Source organism: Vibrio sp. 10N.222.51.C5 (assembly GCF_041474575.1).
Lineage (GTDB): Bacteria > Pseudomonadota > Gammaproteobacteria > Enterobacterales > Vibrionaceae > Vibrio > Vibrio crassostreae_C.
In genome coordinates this window covers 1-17,856 of record NZ_JBFRUJ010000019.1, presented here as the reverse complement: position 1 = coordinate 17,856, position 17,856 = coordinate 1, and the positions used below count along the sequence as shown (strand labels likewise).

At 43.7% G+C, this 17,856-nt stretch carries 16 protein-coding genes; 6 read left to right on the top strand and 10 right to left on the bottom strand.

All coding sequences use genetic code 11. From position 1 onward, the window contains the following. Positions 1 to 62: 62 nt before the first annotated feature. From nrfF to nrfB, 6 genes are all read right to left on the bottom strand, one after another. Positions 63 to 503 (bottom strand): heme lyase NrfEFG subunit NrfF, encoded by a 441-nt coding sequence (gene nrfF, locus AB4558_RS07300; RefSeq protein WP_372073724.1) that lies wholly within the window; start codon positions 501 to 503, stop codon positions 63 to 65. Next, positions 500 to 1,054 (bottom strand): DsbE family thiol:disulfide interchange protein, encoded by a 555-nt coding sequence (locus tag AB4558_RS07295; protein ID WP_372073723.1) that lies wholly within the window; start codon positions 1,052 to 1,054, stop codon positions 500 to 502. The genes nrfF and AB4558_RS07295 overlap by 4 nt, the downstream gene beginning before the upstream one ends. Further along, positions 1,035 to 2,951 carry a heme lyase CcmF/NrfE family subunit gene (locus AB4558_RS07290; protein ID WP_372073721.1) on the bottom strand — a complete coding sequence of 639 codons (1,917 nt, stop codon included), beginning with the start codon at positions 2,949 to 2,951 and terminating at the stop codon, positions 1,035 to 1,037. The genes AB4558_RS07295 and AB4558_RS07290 overlap by 20 nt, the downstream gene beginning before the upstream one ends. Before the next feature lie 167 nt (positions 2,952 to 3,118). Then, positions 3,119 to 4,093, bottom strand: a complete 975-nt coding sequence (gene nrfD / locus AB4558_RS07285; RefSeq protein WP_017063561.1) for a cytochrome c nitrite reductase subunit NrfD — start codon at positions 4,091 to 4,093, stop codon at positions 3,119 to 3,121. A 2-nt stretch (positions 4,094 to 4,095) separates the two neighbouring features. After that, entirely contained in the window at positions 4,096 to 4,782 is a 687-nt protein-coding gene (nrfC, locus tag AB4558_RS07280; protein WP_017060985.1) for a cytochrome c nitrite reductase Fe-S protein, read from the bottom strand. Positions 4,783 to 4,785: 3 nt separating this feature from the next. Next, positions 4,786 to 5,370, bottom strand: coding sequence for a cytochrome c nitrite reductase pentaheme subunit (gene nrfB / locus AB4558_RS07275; protein WP_372073720.1), 585 nt, complete (start codon positions 5,368 to 5,370; stop codon positions 4,786 to 4,788). 482 nt (positions 5,371 to 5,852) lie between these two features. Between nrfB and nrfA the strand changes: the two genes are divergently transcribed. Continuing rightward, entirely contained in the window at positions 5,853 to 7,283 is a 1,431-nt protein-coding gene (gene nrfA / locus AB4558_RS07270) for an ammonia-forming nitrite reductase cytochrome c552 subunit (protein ID WP_372073718.1), read from the top strand. A gap of 125 nt (positions 7,284 to 7,408) precedes the next feature. After that, complete coding sequence (locus AB4558_RS07265; protein ID WP_017063559.1) at positions 7,409 to 7,753, top strand: rhodanese-like domain-containing protein; 345 nt, start codon at positions 7,409 to 7,411, stop codon at positions 7,751 to 7,753. 25 nt (positions 7,754 to 7,778) lie between these two features. On the opposite strand, the gene AB4558_RS07260 is transcribed toward AB4558_RS07265, so the two are convergent. Both AB4558_RS07260 and gyrA read right to left on the bottom strand, forming a co-directional pair. Continuing rightward, positions 7,779 to 8,408: a tetratricopeptide repeat protein gene (locus tag AB4558_RS07260; protein ID WP_372073716.1), complete on the bottom strand. Its 630-nt coding sequence runs from the start codon at positions 8,406 to 8,408 to the stop codon at positions 7,779 to 7,781. A 169-nt stretch (positions 8,409 to 8,577) separates the two neighbouring features. Next, complete coding sequence (gene gyrA, locus AB4558_RS07255) at positions 8,578 to 11,220, bottom strand: DNA topoisomerase (ATP-hydrolyzing) subunit A (RefSeq protein ID WP_017072500.1); 2,643 nt, start codon at positions 11,218 to 11,220, stop codon at positions 8,578 to 8,580. A gap of 258 nt (positions 11,221 to 11,478) precedes the next feature. Between gyrA and ubiG the strand changes: the two genes are divergently transcribed. The 4 genes from ubiG (at position 11,479) to yfaE (ending at position 16,528) form a co-directional block, all read left to right on the top strand. After that, positions 11,479 to 12,222, top strand: coding sequence for a bifunctional 2-polyprenyl-6-hydroxyphenol methylase/3-demethylubiquinol 3-O-methyltransferase UbiG (gene ubiG / locus AB4558_RS07250; protein ID WP_017063556.1), 744 nt, complete (start codon positions 11,479 to 11,481; stop codon positions 12,220 to 12,222). Between the two features lie 508 nt (positions 12,223 to 12,730). Then, a complete protein-coding gene (gene nrdA, locus AB4558_RS07245) occupies positions 12,731 to 15,013 on the top strand; it encodes a class 1a ribonucleoside-diphosphate reductase subunit alpha (protein ID WP_372073714.1) in 2,283 nt (760 codons plus the stop codon). Between the two features lie 103 nt (positions 15,014 to 15,116). Continuing rightward, the gene (nrdB, locus tag AB4558_RS07240) at positions 15,117 to 16,250 is read left to right on the top strand and encodes a class Ia ribonucleoside-diphosphate reductase subunit beta (protein WP_017063554.1); all 1,134 of its coding nucleotides are present in this window, start codon (positions 15,117 to 15,119) and stop codon (positions 16,248 to 16,250) included. Beyond that, complete coding sequence (yfaE, locus tag AB4558_RS07235) at positions 16,250 to 16,528, top strand: class I ribonucleotide reductase maintenance protein YfaE (protein WP_372073712.1); 279 nt, start codon at positions 16,250 to 16,252, stop codon at positions 16,526 to 16,528. Before nrdB ends, yfaE begins: the two co-directional genes overlap by 1 nt. Before the next feature lie 172 nt (positions 16,529 to 16,700). Here yfaE and napF read toward each other — a convergent pair whose 3' ends face one another. Both napF and AB4558_RS07225 read right to left on the bottom strand, forming a co-directional pair. Further along, positions 16,701 to 17,216 carry a ferredoxin-type protein NapF gene (gene napF, locus AB4558_RS07230; protein WP_017060994.1) on the bottom strand — a complete coding sequence of 172 codons (516 nt, stop codon included), beginning with the start codon at positions 17,214 to 17,216 and terminating at the stop codon, positions 16,701 to 16,703. After that, a complete protein-coding gene (locus AB4558_RS07225) occupies positions 17,216 to 17,782 on the bottom strand; it encodes a molecular chaperone (RefSeq protein ID WP_017060995.1) in 567 nt (188 codons plus the stop codon). Before AB4558_RS07225 ends, napF begins: the two co-directional genes overlap by 1 nt. Between the last annotated feature and the right edge of the window lie 74 nt (positions 17,783 to 17,856).

Here is a 17,856-nt window from a genome sequence, read left to right as displayed (position 1 = left end):
GCCTTTATAATCGGTCAATGTTACAAAATACAGGTCAATTGGTAAACAGTAATACACAATTTTTATGAGCTCTTCCTAACACTTTTTACTGATAAATATATAAATAAGAGAAATAATAGGCTCGGTAGCAACCAAAGTAATAGATTTGAAACCTTCATCGCCGGCTTATAAAGTACAAATTCACCAAATCTTTCCGTCATATATCGAGTAATCTCATTATTACTCTTCCCTGCTTTCACCATATTGAACACAACAAGGCGTAAGTCTTTTGCTATTGGCGAGTTGGATTCAATCAGATTTTGGTTTTGACATTGTGGGCAGCGTAACGTTTTCGCCAAGCTAATAGCACGTTGCTGTTGTTCTGGGTTTTCAAACTCAAACAGTTCAACTTGAATACTCGTCTCTTTATTACTGGCAGTAAACAGATCTTCAGCCATGGTTGAAAGGCTAATCACTAAAAGAGCTGACAGCATAAACAAGGTTTGTATTAGAGACTTCATCATCCATTCACACCATCAAAATACATCGCAAGCTCATCTTTCCATACCATTTCATTAATCACGCCCAATAGCTTTTTAATGATCTGGCCATTGGCATCAACCAAATACGTTTCAGGTGTGCCGATTACGCCCAACTCTAACGCTAACTTGCCTTGAGGGTCACTGATCACGGTTAAGTACGGGTTGCCATCGTTCGATAACACGTTAATCGCAGCCCCAGAGTTATCTCGATAATTGAGCCCAACGATGGGAATGCCTTTATCGTGAAGTTGAAGCAAAAATGAATGTTCGGTTTTACATATCCCGCACCAAGATGCCCATACATTAACCAGTTGATAAGGGTGCTGCGTGACATCAGTGAGCGTAATGTCCTGCTGACCACTGACGCCTTCACTATTCACTAACGCACTCGATGTAAATTCTGGAAATGCCCTTTGTTGTTCAGACACAATGGTCGACTGCTGCTTATTATCAAGCGCAAAGACAAACCCCAGCACCACAATCAATGCTAAGGCAATTAGACTAATTAGCTTGTTACGAACGCTGGTATGCATACTGTGACGCCTTAACGGTTTTCTTTTTACGATGAGTCAATGAGAGCAAAGCGCCGATAATGGAGAACAGCCCACCAAACCAGATCCAGCGCGCATACGCCTTATACTGAACACGAAATGCGTAAGCGGTGGAATCGACTTTCTCGCCCATGGTGATATAAACATCGCCATGCCAGAACCACTTCATTGCAGGCTCACTCATGTTCATAACACGAACTTGGTAGTGTCTTCTTTCTGGCGCGATGGAAAAGCTTTGCTCGCTAGCATCTAATTCGAGTATCGCTTTTTCTGCAGTAAAGTTGGAGGCGACATAGAGCTCGGTATCACGATGAGAGAGCGTCCAGCCCATAAACTCAACCTCTTCACCTGGGCTCAATTTGTAACTTCGCTCAAATGAATGGTAACTGTTCATCGCGGCACCTATCGCTAATACTGCGACACCCACATGCGCCAACGTCATCACCCATACTTTGCGTTGAAACTTAGAGTTGCGCGTTACCGCTAAGCCGTAAACATGAGTCAGGGCTACCCAAAACGCAAGTGACCATGTCATTAGCACCATCACTTGGATCGCTTCAACTTGCAAAACATAAGTTACAAAGCCAAGACAGAGAGACAATAAGGCAATAATTCCAATCACACCTTTCGACGCTTGAGGTTTGATACTGAGCAATGGCGCGAACCCTATCACTCCCATCGCAAGCAGAGCCAATGGCGCAATAAGAAGATTAAAGTAAGGTGCGCCCACAGAGATATTTCCAAGGCCAAGTAATTCAAAAACCATTGGGTAGAAGGTACCAAACACCACCACCGCCGTACCCAGTACAAATATAAGTACCGCCACTAAACTCAAAAAACTTTTACTCGCAAAGCTAGTGATTGGATTCGACTCGAAAGATTCACCACGAACAATAAGAAGAGAAAACGAACTCACTAACACCAAAACCAGTATCAGCAACAGCGCGATACCTTGGGTTGGGTCAACAGCAAAAGCATGAACGGAAGTGAGGACGCCAGATCGAACAATAAAAGTACCGAGGATACTTAAACAAAACGTAATGAAAGCAAGGCTAAGTGACCACTTCAGCAACTGTTGCTTGCCTTTAGCAACACCCAAACTGTGCAATAAAGCGGTTGATGTTAGCCAAGGTAATAGGCTGGCATTTTCTACCGGGTCCCAGAACCACCAACCACCCCACCCTAACTCGTAGTATGCCCACCAAGAACCAAGAATGATCCCTGCGGTTAAAAAGATCCAAGCGACTAAACACCAACTGCGACAATGGGCAACCCAATCAAACTCAATAGGATCAACCAGCAAAGCGGCAACTGCAAATGCCAACACCACAGAAAAGCCGACATAGCCAAGGTAAAGCAGTGGGGGGTGAAAAATCAGACCGACATCTTGCAGCATTGGGTTAAGGTCGCGCCCTTCTAGCTGTAATGTCGCGTTCATTTCAAATGGGTTTGATGCGAATAAGGTGAACCAAGCAAATATCGCGAGCAGTAGATTCATTACCCACAACACACGGCTTTGGTATTCATTTGAATAGTGTTTTTGTAAGGCGATAACGCCAGACCAGACGCTGATCGTCAGTACCCAAAATAACAAGGAACCTTCATGACCTGCCCACACAGCGGCCATTTTGAAGAAGGTGGGTAATTGAGTATTGGAGTGTTCTGCAACATAGAGGATGGAAAAGTCGTCACCTACAAAGGCATAGCCAAGTAAAACGATAGCGCCAATGGAAAACAAAGCGCTAGAGAGGGAGAAACTGCGAATTAAAGCCACATTTTGTGCTTGTTTAGTTAGCATTTGATACATCGAATACACAGCGATAATGCTGCTGAGAACAGCGACCAAAATTAAACTAAACAGCCCCAAAGAACCGACCATATCACCTCAATCAGGCTCTACCTAAGCAGAACCAAGTTAAACCATTATTGGCATTGATTGCTCAACTAGCTGATGTAACTCAACTAGCTATTGCTACTCAGCGAAAAGAAATTTAGTGAGCAGATGTTTAGTATCCAACATCCACTCACTTATAACCTTGAGCGAAATTAAGCTAACGTTAATTGTCCTGCATAAAGGACAAACGTTCTTAGCATTAATACGCCCATCAGACTCAATGAAGTAACAGAGAAAATATACACAGTACTATGGCGAACCGATGCTGGTGTCACGGCGTTAAGCAACAAGGGTAAAACCATACCCACACCAATTACGCCATACCAGAACCAACTTGCCCAGAAACCACCGCCAATCGCGTTCCATACTGCCTGCTCACTTTGACCACCAGCAAATATCAACCCAGTGAAGAAAGTAACAAGGACAAACAGTTCAAACATAACAACAGGACGTTCGAAGCCGTGGATCCAAGAAATACTCGCACTATGCGGAGACTCCTTAAAGACCAACACACCAAATAAAATACATGCCGCCGCTCCCGAGGATAAACTCGAGAATAAGAACAATATCGGCAACACTGGGTTATTCAGCATTGGGAAGGTATTTAGCGCAGAGAGTAAGAAGCCAGTGTAAGCCGCAAGTAATAGCGCAAGCACAGCTAAGAATATTTCAAAAACATTCTCAAAAGATTCTAATTTGCCAATCCAGTTACTGACAAAATCGAGTCGCCCTTTTAACCATGCTTGATCACTCAAGAATACGGCAATCTGATTTCGGAATATAATGCCGATCCAAACAAATAGGATCACCATATACACTTGGAATAAGATCACACCCATCGACATCACTGACGTCGGATTATAAAAGATCATGATCTTCCAAAATGATAGTGGTTTCGTCAGGTGGAAAACCAAGATCAATAAACCTGAGATGATCCCGAATGGTGCTAGAAAAGCCGTTGCCTTTAATACACCATTATTCGCTGGATCGTCCTCAATCACCTTTCTCTTAAGGTAAATCGAGATCATCACTGCACCCGCTGACATACCCGCCAAAAACAGATAGATAGCAATGATCCAGTCCCAAACCACGGTACCTGATTGAAACGCTGTATCCCATGCACTCATAATCAAATCTCCCCTTTTTGGTGTGGCACTTTATAGAGTTTTGGCTGAGTACCTAGATAAGCCTTATCTCTGTAAACCACTTCAGATTTAAGTACCTGGTTTATCTCGCTCTTAGGGTCATTTAAGTCGCCAAATATCAGCGCATTGGTAGGGCAAGATTCAACACAAGCAGGTAATTTACCTTGCGCAAGATTGGTATCGCGGCAGAAGTTACATTTGTCGGCCGACTTATTCTTAGGATGGAAGAAGCGCACTTGATATGGACAAGCTAGCAGGCAATAACCACAGCCGACACACTTCTCTTTATGTACATCAACAATTCCTGTCTTCTCATCTTTATAGGCGGCGCCTGTTGGGCAAACCATCACACAAGGTGCATTATCACAATGTTGACAAGAGTTACGAGTGAAACGGTAATCAACATTTGGATATTCACCTTGAGGTTCGCTCTTTATGATTTCTAAGCGCGATACGCCTTCAGGCACTTTGTTTACTTCACGACACGCCTCAGTACAAGCAGTACAGCCAATACAAGCGGTTTCGTCATGAACCATTCCGTAACGCTTGGTGCCATCTTCCTGAACATTAGCCAGCGTTTTGCGGCTTGTAACCGCTGCAGTACCTGCAACACCAGTTGTGAAAATAACGGCACCCGCGCCAGCTAAAAAGTTTCTTCTTGAGCAGCTCATAGATTACTCCCCTTCTTTCTTCTGGTTGAAGTCTGAATGGCAATCCACACACAGCTTGATGGTTTGCTTTTTATCTAAGCCAAGCACCTTCGCTTCACTCGCATGCACATCGTGACAGTTTGAACACGTTAAGTTTTGTGCGTGTACGTCATGAGTCCAACTCGCTTCGCGCAGATCATCAGGCTTATGACAATCTATACATTGGCTGTTGGCATCTAGGATTAAGCTAGGATCGAGGAAAACCTTTTCGGTTCCGGGTTGTGATTGAGCCGCGCGATACTTCACCACCTCAGGTGCACCATCACGGTGATCGGGGCCAATAGAACTATGACAATCTGTGCAATTCACTTCACGGCCAAGCAAAGCGTGCGCACTCTCACCATGTGAACCCAATACCGTTTCTTTAGAATCTTTATGGCATTGGACACACTTGTAATCTTTGTCACGTATTAATTCGACTTCATGTCTTGTTGACTCTCCTACTGGCGTAACAGCAGGCTCTGCAACAGCATGAATGGAATAACCATAGAGGCAGAATGCTAGAAGGGATTTAAGCATTATGACTATGGCCAATTTAATATTGCCCATTTTATCCTTTCCTTATACCGGCATTATTTAACTCTCAACTAAATAATATTCCGGTTAAACAAAAGTACCCTTAAACGATATTATTACCGCTTAAATGATATCAATTCTTATTTTGGATAAGCCACAACGCTTTCTATATTTAGAATATACCCCTAATTAGGTAAAGCGAAATATACAAAGGGTAATATGTGAACACAATCACCCTATTTATAGTAAGGGCATGTCGGGTAATTATTTGTTATATATGATAATAATTCTCAATAAGACCAGTCTAACTTGATGTCCACATACTCCTTTAGGGCTATATAAACTTCAACGTGATTGAAGTCACTGTCATTAATTGATCTAAAACAAGCAAACATCCGACACGTAACAAAATGTGTTTATTTATGAATTAATATAAACAGCAATTCTCCAGTTCTTAATTTGAATAGCAAACTCACAACGCTTGGTATAAAAATCAGTATATTGGAGATATCACTGTGAAAAAGCATTGGATACGTAATTCCGTCACAGCATTATTAATGGTTAGCGCATCACTAGTAAGCGCGACCAGTTTTGCTGCGTCTGAACAAAAAGAAATTGGTGATCCTCGTAACGACCAGTTCGAGCAAAACCACCCAGATCAATATCATTCATGGAGACAAACTTCAGAAAGCGAAGCCATTGAAGACGCACTAAAAGAAGATCCAAACATGGTTATCATGTGGGCTGGCTACGGCTTCGCAAAAGATTACAACAAGGCACGTGGTCACTTTTATGCGATTGACGATGTACGACAAACGCTTCGTACTGGCGGCCCAACGGACGAAAGCTCAGGCCCTATGCCAATGGCGTGTTGGAGTTGTAAAAGCCCAGACGTAGCACGTGTTATCGAAGAGCGTGGTGAAGACGGTTATTTTGAAGGTAAATGGGCACGTCTTGGCAACGAGATTGTGAATCCTATTGGCTGTGCAGATTGTCACGATACCCAAAGCGAAGGCTTTAAAAATGGTGAGCCAGCACTGAAGGTGACACGTCCTTATGTTGAACGTGCGTTCGATGCGATTGGGAAGAACTTCGAAGAGCAAGGTCGCTTTGATCAGCAAGCCTCTGTGTGTGCTCAGTGTCACGTGGAATACTACTTCACGGGTCCAACAAAAGGTGTGAAATTCCCTTGGGATAAAGGGACGCGTGTTGAACAGATGGAAGAGTACTACGATCAGATTGGTTTTAAAGATTGGGCACATAAAGTCTCTAAAGCACCAATGCTAAAGGCTCAGCACCCAGGTTACGAAACTTGGCGTGAAGGTATTCACGGTAAGAACAACGTCGCTTGTGTTGACTGCCACATGCCTAAAGTGACGAAAGAAGACGGTACCGTTTACACCGACCATAAAGTAGGTAACCCATTTGACCGCTTCGAAGACACTTGTGCTAACTGCCATACTCAATCTAAAGAGACCATGCGTAACATCGTTTCAAGCCGCAAAGCTCAAGTACTAAACATGAAGCTGACCGCTGAGAAACAAATCGTAGCCGCTCACTTTGAAGCAGGCGCAGCATGGGAAGCAGGCGCAACAGAACAAGAGATGGCACCTATCTTACAAGATATTCGTCATGCGCAATGGCGTTGGGACTACGCTATCGCATCTCATGGTGTTCACATGCACGCGCCTGAAGTAGCCCTAGAGGTTCTTGGAACGGCGGTTGACCGCGCAGCAGACGCGCGAACTAAGATTGTTCGTCTACTTGCGAAGAAAGGCATTACCGATCCAATCGAGATTCCAGATATCTCAACCAAAGAAGCCGCTCAGAAAGCGCTAGGAATGGACATGGATAAGATGAATGCTGAGAAGCAACACTTCTTAGACACCGTGGTTCCTAAGTGGGAAGAGCAAGCTGAAAAGCGTGAAGCTAACTACGAATACTAGTTCCTTCAAATAGACCAATAAGATAAAACCAGTCACACTGTAAAGGTGTGGCTGGTTTTTTAGATTTGGGCGCACTCAACCGTCCCAATTTCACATTACCTTTTAGCTAATTCAAGGAACAAAGAATGAAGCACTTACTTTCGCTTTCGGCATTATGCATCGCATTAACAAGTTCAGGACTTCACGCCTCAGAACGAGCAGAAACAGGGTGGGAAATGATTGAGGAAGGTGCGCTGGTCGTTGATGTCAGGACACCAGGAGAGTTCAAGCAAGGTCATCTGGACAATGCGATTAACTACCCTCTTTCTGAAGTCGCTACGCACTTTGCCAGCATAGACAAAGCTCAACCTATCGTTTTGTATTGCCGCAGTGGTAACCGCTCAGGACAAGCTTACCAGTATTTGAAAGCTCAAGGGTTTACACAGATCCACAACGCTGGCGGTTTAATTGAGATGCAAGAAAGCAAATAATCTCGAAATTACAGATAGTGCCCGTTTAACGGATCATTTGCTTAGCTTGGTTGATCGAATGGATGATAGAGACACGATCAATGCCTTTCTGGTTAGAATCGAGAATTTGAGTCCAAGCATCGATCGCTTGTTGATAGCGCATACTGATGAAGTGATCGGTCGCGATTAACATCAAGGCCGTTCGATCGTTCGGATCAAGATCCATAGATTGCTCTAGCAGTTTGTTGACGTCATCACTCATCGCTTGTGAACTGAGATAATAAAGTGCGGTAGCTTTAGCGGCATACAAGCCTGAAGGCGCTTGAGGGTCTAAGCGAATCGCGTAGTCGTAACAGGTAAACGCCGCATCAAACTCCCCTTTCTGCATATAAACACCACCAAGCTTAAACCAAAGATCTGATTGATTAGGGTCTTGCTCCAAGCTCTGCTGAAGTTCATTTTGGAAATCTGTTGTTGTATAGCTGCTGTCGTCACTTGAAGTAAGTTGAGGGGCTTCTTGTTTCATCTGAGACCAAACCAGAATGCTGACTAATATCGCCACACATGAAATAAGGAGGTTGCTTTTCAGATGACTGGTCTTTCTGTTTGATGCGATCACGATTGCCACTAGAAATAGGCTCATTAGCAGCCAAGCAATCAGTAACCAGATATCCATTCCACTCTCCTTTCATTGACGCTTTACTGTACCTTTTTCTCACTAAAACAATATTGATCGAGGTTTAGCTATTGGCTTTTACACAAGTCACAGCCAAATTTTAGGTAATAAAAAACCGAGCACAATGGCTCGGCTTTTTGTCTCAACTTCTATTTATAGAAGTGAAAGATTACTCAGTGTCTTGCTCGCTATCAGAAGCGTCTGATGCTTGCTCTTCACTTGATTCAGAAACGACTGCTGCTTCAGCGTTTGCTACTTCAGCTTCGCCTTCAACAACCTCAGCTTCTTCTACTTCGTCGATACGTTGTAGACCTACAACATTCTCGTCGTCAGAAGTACGAATCAGTGTTACACCTTGAGTGTTACGACCAACTTGGCTTACTTCCGCAACGCGAGTACGTACTAGCGTACCTGCGTCGGTGATCATCATCATTTCGTCGCCTTCTTCAACTTGAACAGCGCCAACAACTGGGCCATTACGTTCAGAGACTTTGATAGATACCACACCTTGCGTTGCACGGCCTTTCGTTGGGTATTCAGCTAGTTCAGTACGCTTACCGTAACCGTTTTGAGTCACAGTTAGGATATCGCCTTCGTTAGAAGGAACAATCAACGATACTACTTGATCGTCTTCTGGAAGCTTCATACCACGAACACCAGAGGCAGTACGGCCCATTGCACGTACTTTGTCCTCGTTAAAGCGAACAACTTTGCCCGATTTAGAGAACAGCATGATGTCGCTATCACCGTTAGTGATGTCAACGCCAATCAGTGAATCATCGTCACGTAGGTTAACGGCAATTAGGCCGTTAGCACGTACGTTTGCGAACTGATCCAGTGATGTCTTCTTAACAGTACCGTCGCCGGTTGCCATGAAGATGAATTTCTCGTTAGAGAACTCAGAAACAGGCAGGATAGCCGTGATACGCTCACCTTCTTCTAGAGGAAGAATGTTAACGATAGGCTTACCACGAGCAGTACGACTTGCTAATGGCAGTTGGTAAACTTTCAGACGGTATGTCTTACCACGAGTAGAGAAACATAGGATGTTATCGTGAGTATTAGCTACAAGCAGACGCTCAATGTAATCCTCATCTTTCATCTTAGTTGCACTCTTACCTTTACCACCACGACGCTGAGCTTCGTAGTCGCTTAGGATTTGGTACTTAACGTAACCTGCGTTAGAAAGCGTTACTACAACGTCTTCTTGAGCAATCAGCTCTTCCATGTCGATGTCATGAACTGCCGCTGTGATTTCTGTACGACGCTCGTCGCCATAGATTTCACGTACTGCTTCAAGTTCTTCACGGATAACTTCCATCAAACGCTCAGTGCTTGCAAGAATGTGCATTAGCTCAGCGATTTCTTCTAGAAGGGCTTTGTACTCGTCTAGAATCTTCTCGTGCTCTAGGCCAGTTAGGCGGTGAAGACGAAGTTCTAGAATAGCTTGTGCTTGTGTTTCCGTTAGGAAGTATTGACCATCGCGGATGCCGTATTGGTCTTCCAACCAATCAGGACGAGCCGCATCAGTACCTGCACGCTCAAGCATTGAAGCAACGTTACCAAGATCCCAACCACGAGACACTAAACCAACTTTAGCTTCTGCTGGTGTTGGCGCGCTCTTGATCAGTTCAATGATTTCATCAATGTTAGCAAGTGCTAGAGACAATGCTTCAAGGATGTGTGCACGGTCGCGTGCTTTCTTCAATTCGAAGATAGTACGACGAGTCACAACTTCGCGACGGTGGTCTACGAAGCACTTAAGCATGTCTTTGATGTTGAACAACTGTGGTTGACCGTTATTCAACGCAACCATGTTGATACCGAAAGTCGTTTGCAGTTGAGTTTGAGCGTATAGGTTGTTAAGAACCACTTCGCCTACTGCATCACGCTTACATTCAATAACAATACGCATACCGTCTTTATCAGACTCGTCACGCAGTGCACTGATGCCTTCTACTTTCTTATCTTTAACCAGTTCAGCAATCTTCTCGATCAAACGAGCTTTGTTTACTTGGTAAGGGATCTCAGTAACGATAATGGTTTCTTTACCATTCTTCTCTACTTCGATATCCGCTTTTGAACGCATGTAAACCTTACCGCGGCCAGTCTTGTAAGCATCTACGATGCCTTTACGACCACTGATAAGTGCTGCTGTTGGGAAGTCAGGACCAGGGATATAGTCCATTAGCTCATCAATAGTGATATCTTCATTATTGATAAATGCTAAACAGCCATCAACAACTTCACCAAGGTTATGTGGTGGGATGTTGGTAGCCATACCTACTGCGATACCAGAAGCACCGTTTACCAATAGGTTAGGAATTTTTGTAGGAAGTACTGCTGGAATTTGTTCTGTACCATCGTAGTTCGGTACGTAATCCACAGTTTCCTTATCAAGGTCAGCCAGGAGCTCGTGAGCAATTTTCGCCATACGAACTTCGGTATAACGCATTGCAGCCGCGGAGTCGCCATCGATAGAACCAAAGTTACCTTGGCCATCAACTAGCATGTAACGCAGTGAGAACGGTTGCGCCATACGAACAATAGTATCGTATACAGCACTATCACCATGTGGGTGGTATTTACCGATTACATCACCTACTACACGAGCAGACTTTTTATATGGTTTGTTCCAATCATTACCTAGTACATTCATCGCGAACAAAACGCGGCGGTGTACAGGTTTTAGGCCATCACGCACATCTGGAAGGGCACGACCAACGATGACGGACATCGCGTAGTCTAGGTATGAACCTCTAAGCTCATCTTCAATATTTACGGGCGTGATCTCTTTCGCTAGATCGCTCATAGAGCCATTTTCCCTCTATAGTCAGATCGTATTTTTGAATACGTATAAGACCGAAAAATATAACACAAATTTACCTACGGAGGCATCACTTTCCCTCTCCTTTTACCATCTTGTGACCCTTGTAGCCAATCAATTGATGAGAAATTGCACCTCCGCATCATATCTTGCTGAAACATGGTCACTTTACATCCAATAAACTAGCAAAATTGTAGATCTTCTGGTCAGAGCGAAAAGGCAAGTTATAATGCCTGCAATTTCATGGATGCATTATTTAACTTGGAAATGCCGATTATGACTAAATCACAGAACGTAGACCCAGCAGAAATCAAAAAATTCGAAGACATGGCGTCGCGCTGGTGGGATCTGGAAGGCGAGTTTAAGCCTCTACATCAAATCAACCCACTGCGCCTAAATTACGTGCTAGAAAAGACCGAAGGTTTATTTGGTAAGAAAGTCCTCGATGTTGGCTGCGGTGGCGGCATTTTGGCTGAAAGCATGGCTGTTGAGGGCGCAGTAGTCACTGGCCTAGATATGGGTAAAGAACCGCTAGAAGTGGCACGTCTTCACGCATTGGAAACTGGCACCAAGCTCGATTACATCCAGAGCACCATCGAAGACCATGCAGAACAGAATCCACAAACTTACGATGTGGTGACATGTATGGAAATGCTAGAGCACGTTCCTGATCCACAATCTGTGATTAGTGCATGTTCAAAATTAGTGAAACCGGGTGGTCACGTGTTCTTCTCTACCTTGAACCGTAACTTCAAATCTTACCTGTTCGCTATTGTTGGTGCAGAAAAGCTACTTAAGATTGTTCCTGAGGGCACTCATGAACACGAGAAGTTCATTCGCCCTGCTGAACTTATCAAGATGGTCGATAACACTCCGCTGCAAGAACTAGGGATTACAGGGCTGCACTACAATCCTCTTACGGACACTTATCGTTTAGGCACAAATGTAGACGTAAACTACATCGTCCACACGCAAAACTTTGGCTAAAAAATATCGGTAGCCCTACCGTAAAACCTTTTGTAAAAAAGACGAATGAAAAGAGTTGCAATTACCATAACTTTGCGACTTTTTTCAGTCTAAATTTCGTGCGCTAGCTTCCATTTTGACCACCTCGATTTAAATTTAATCGCCTAAAATCAATCGCCCATTTTGGCCAAAGATCAAGGAATTTTTTTTTATGGGCGTGCAAAAATAAAGCATCATTAAAAGCCGACTTTTATACAATCAAGTCACATATAACCTCATCAGTTAGTGGTCACTTACAGTTTTTTTTCAATCCACCACTTATCCACAAGCAACCCCATTTCTTTACCTTGAAAAATATCAGTTGTAGCACTATCTTGTAACCCAACAAACAAATGACCCCTATATGTTGTGTTTGAACTACAATGTATGGGTAGACCAAGATCACAAAGCCGAAACGTAATTTACAAAAATTACACAGAAATACACAAAAACACGGCCTTGTTCAGTTTTGTTAGGGAAATTAAGCAGAATGAACCAACAACTTACTGTTACCAAGCGTAACGGGCGCAAAGAAACGATCGATCTAGAGAAGATCCATCGCGTGATTACATGGGCAGCTGAAGGCTTGCACAATGTTTCTGTATCACAAGTAGAATTGAAAGCTCACATTCAGTTTTACGATGGCATCACCACTACTGACATTCATGAAACTATCATCAAGTCAGCAGCGGATTTAATCTCTGAAGATACTCCTGATTACCAATATCTAGCAGCACGTCTGTCTGTATTCCACCTACGTAAAAAAGCGTACGGCGAATACGAGCCGCCTGCACTGTATGACCACGTTGCAAAACTGGTTGATATGGGTAAATACGATAGCCACCTTATGGAAGACTACACGAAAGCTGAATTCGAAGAGCTTGACGAGTACATCGACCACAAACGTGACTTAGACTTCTCTTACGCAGCGGTTAAGCAGCTCGAAGGTAAATACTTCGTGCAAAACCGTGTAACGAAAGAAATCTACGAGAGTGCTCAGTTCCTTTACATTTTAGTTGCTGCGTGTCTATTCGCTAAATACCCGAAATCGACTCGTCTTGACTACATCAAACGTTTTTACGACGCATCGTCTACGTTTAAGATTTCTCTACCTACACCGATCATGTCTGGTGTACGTACGCCTACTCGTCAATTCAGTTCTTGTGTACTGATCGAGTGTGGTGACAGCCTTGATTCAATCAACGCGACAGCAAGCTCAATTGTTCGTTACGTATCTCAACGTGCTGGTATTGGTATCAACGCAGGTCGTATCCGTGCGCTTGGTTCTGAAATCCGTAATGGTGAAGCGTTCCACACAGGCTGTATCCCTTTCTACAAATACTTCCAAACAGCAGTAAAATGTTGTTCTCAAGGTGGTGTTCGTGGCGGTGCAGCAACGGTATTCTACCCACTATGGCACGGTGAAGTTCAGTCTCTATTAGTACTGAAAAACAACCGCGGCGTTGAAGAGAACCGAGTTCGTCACATGGATTACGGCGTACAGCTGAACAAGCTTATGTACTCTCGCCTAGTTCAGGGTGGCAACATCAGCCTGTTCTCACCTTCAGACGTACCTGGCCTTTACGATGCGTTCTTCGAAAACCAAGACCGTTTTGAAGAGCTATACGTTAAGTACGAAAACGATCCTTCAGTGAAGCGTGAAACGGTTAAAGCCGTTGAGCTTTTCTCTCTGCTAATGCAAGAGCGTGCTTCTACTGGTCGTATCTACATTCAGAACGTTGACCACTGTAATACACACAGCCCGTTTGATTCTGAAGTAGCACCTGTTCGTCAATCGAACCTATGTCTAGAAATCGCGCTTCCTACTAAGCCACTTTCTAACGTAGAAGATGACGAAGGCGAAATTGCACTATGTACGCTTTCAGCATTCAACCTTGGCGCAATCAATGAACTGGACGACCTAGCAGAGCTTTCTGAGCTGGTTGTTCGTGCTCTAGATGCACTGCTTGATTACCAAGACTACCCGCTTCCAGCTGCATACAAGTCGACAATGAACCGTCGTACTTTAGGTGTAGGTGTAATCAACTACGCATACTACCTAGCGAAGAATGGTGTTAAGTACTCTGATGGCAGCGCGAATGGCCTGACTCACCGTACTTTTGAAGCAATTCAATACCACTTGCTAAAAGCATCTGTTGAACTAGCGAAAGAGCAAGGCCGTTGCCCATCTTTCCACGAGACCAACTACGCGAAAGGCCTACTGCCAATCGATACTTACAAAAAAGATATCGACTTAGTATGTGAAGAGCCACTGCACTACGATTGGGATTCTCTACGTGAAGAGATCATGGAGCACGGTCTGCGTAACTCTACGCTAACAGCGCTTATGCCTTCTGAGACATCGTCTCAAATCTCGAACGCGACTAACGGTATCGAGCCACCACGTGGTTACGTATCAGTGAAAGCATCGAAAGACGGCATCCTTAAGCAAGTGGTTCCAGATTTCCTAAATCTTAAAGAGAACTACGAGCTACTTTGGAACATTGGTTCTAACGACGGTTACCTACACCTAGTGGGTATCATGCAAAAATTCGTTGACCAAGCTATCTCTGCAAACACTAACTATGATCCAAGTGTTTACGACAGCGGTAAAGTACCAATGAAGAAGCTGCTTCAAGACCTACTAACAGCGTACAAGTACGGTGTTAAGACGCTTTACTACCATAACACTCGTGATGGTGCTAAAGACGACCAAGGCGATGCAGTTCAAGTGCCGGAAGAAGATTGTGAAGGCGGCGGTTGTAAGATCTAAACCGCAATAAACATTAAGACCCCAGAGAAGAGTTATCTTCTCTGGGTTTAAAGCATTAACAGGGTCCGTTTTATTACGGGTCTTTAAAGGATTTGAGGCATTTATGGCTTACAGTACTTTTTCTCAGCAAAAAAATGACCAACTAAAAGAACCAATGTTCTTGGGTCAGTCGGTAAACGTTGCACGTTACGACCAACAAAAATTCGAAATCTTCGAAAAGCTTATCGAGAAGCAGCTTTCTTTCTTCTGGCGTCCAGAAGAAGTAGACGTGTCTAGCGACCGTATCGACTACAACAAGCTTCCTGAGCATGAAAAGCACATCTTCATCTCTAACTTGAAGTACCAAACGCTTCTAGATTCAATCCAAGGCCGCAGCCCTAACGTTGCCCTACTTCCATTGGTATCTCTACCAGAAGTTGAAACTTGGATTGAAACTTGGTCTTTCTCTGAAACGATTCACTCTCGTTCTTACACGCACATCATCCGTAACATCGTGAATGATCCAGGCGTAGTATTCGACGACATCGTTGAAAATGAAGAGATTCTGAAGCGTGCTAAAGACATCGCTTTCTACTACGACGACCTAATCAAGCTAACGGCTGACTACCACCGCTACGGTGAAGGCAACCACAGCATCAACGGCGAAGACGTCAAGATTTCACTTCACGACCTGAAGAAGAAACTTTACCTATGTCTAATGTCTGTAAACGCACTAGAAGCGATTCGTTTCTACGTAAGTTTCGCATGTTCATTTGCATTCGCTGAGCGTGAGCTAATGGAAGGTAACGCGAAGATCATCAAGCTAATCGCTCGTGATGAAGCCCTTCACCTTACTGGTACACAGCACATGATCAACTTGCTACGCAATGGTCAAGATGATTTTGAATTCATGCAGATCGCTGAAGAGTGTAAGCAAGAGTGTTTCGACCTATTCAAAGAAGCGGCTGAGCAAGAGAAAGAGTGGGCAGAATACCTATTCAAAGATGGCTCTATGATTGGTCTGAACAAAGACATTCTTTGCCAATACGTTGAGTACATTACCAACATCCGTATGCAGGCTGTTGGCCTAGGTACGGCTTACCCAGCAGCAACGTCGAACCCAATTCCATGGATCAACGCTTGGTTGTCTTCAGATAACGTTCAAGTTGCTCCACAAGAAGCAGAAATCAGTTCTTACCTAGTTGGCCAAATCGACAACGAAGTAAAAGCTGACGACTTTGAAGGATTTGAGCTGTAATGCCAACAATCAAAATCAACAAACTGACTTCAATTGAATCTAACCCTTCAAACACTCTGTTGGAAACAATGGAACAAGCTGGGTTAGAGCCAGAATACAACTGCCGAGATGGTCACTGTGGCGCTTGCCGCTGCACGTTGGATTCTGGTGAGGTCGAGTACGTTGGTTTTGCTATGGCTTACACGCAAGGTAATGAGATATTGCCTTGTATCTGTAAAGCAAAGAACGAGCTATCGCTGAGTAACGTTATTCATAGAAACAAGCAAAAACGCGCATAAGCCAGCTGGCTTTAGGTCACTTTGTTCGAATATCGTCAATAAGAATCAAAAAAGGGTCCGCTTCCTTTAGGAATGCGGACCCTTTTCTATTTATGTCTTTAGGTATCTAAAGCGACTCGTCTATCACTCAACCAAATCTTCCTGTTGGCTTGTGTCATACAAAGCCAAACGTTTATTGCTGAGTCAGGTTAAGAGTCACAGAGCCAATATAACAAGCGCTTCGGCACTCTCCACAGCCGTTACACTTATCTTTGTCCACTGTAGGCAACTCTCCTACTTCGATGTGTATTGCACCAGCTGAACACGCCGTTTGGCATGCTGAACAGTCCATTTGCATGTAATTATTGCAGCTATCCGCAAAGCTCGGCTTGAGGTCGATATAAGGCGTGACCGTTGGATGAAGTGCGCCGGTCGGACACACTTCAGTGCATTTGTTACACATAGAACAACTGTTGTAATCCAAATTCAGCAGCGCACTGCCCTCTAGCATCTCAATAACGCTATTTGGACACGATTGTTCACACAATCCACAACCGTCGCAAAGACGCTCAAACAGCACCTCATCGACCGCTCTTGGCGGTCTTGCATGCAAGCGCTGTGATATCTCTTCATAATTCGCGGCTGCTTTAACCGGTTTAGAAAGTCGAGTTAAGAAACCGCGTCTATTTGAATTTATTTGTTCAGACATTAGTCGATATATAACTTTTTAGTAGCAACGTTTAAATTATATTCAGATATTAAGTACTTAAACCAATCAATTACATCAACCGATAGCTTTTTATAAAAAGATAACTCTGATGCTTTATTTAGTTTTTCTAAATAAACAGAAGACCAAGTTAATAAGTGACCCTCAAGCAATTCACCAGCTGAATTAATATTATTATTTTCTAACAAATACGCATGAGCGAATAACATTAAACCAAATTGATCTTCCGGCTCTCTTAACCCAGTGTCTAATTCAATCTGATTCAATTCTAAAAACTGGCGATACTCAACCGTAGAAGCACCAAACACAACGCGGTCTTTATCTAGGTACACAGAACCCCAAGGCGGAGCTGGCATGTCTCCAACGCCTTCAAACAGGCGGCTGAACTCTGCTGCGAGCGCATCTTCGTCTTCGCTTCTTAATGCCTGCAAGCATTCTTCAGAGAGTACTTCGCTCTCAACCAAAGCTTCGACAATGGTGATTAACTGTTCTTTACTTGTCGCTTGATAAAATAGCGAACCCAACAATTTATGCGTATCGATAATCATTATTATTTATACCGTTATAGGTTTAAAGATAATTATATTAATTAACTCATTTCATTCTTTGATCTATTTTATAC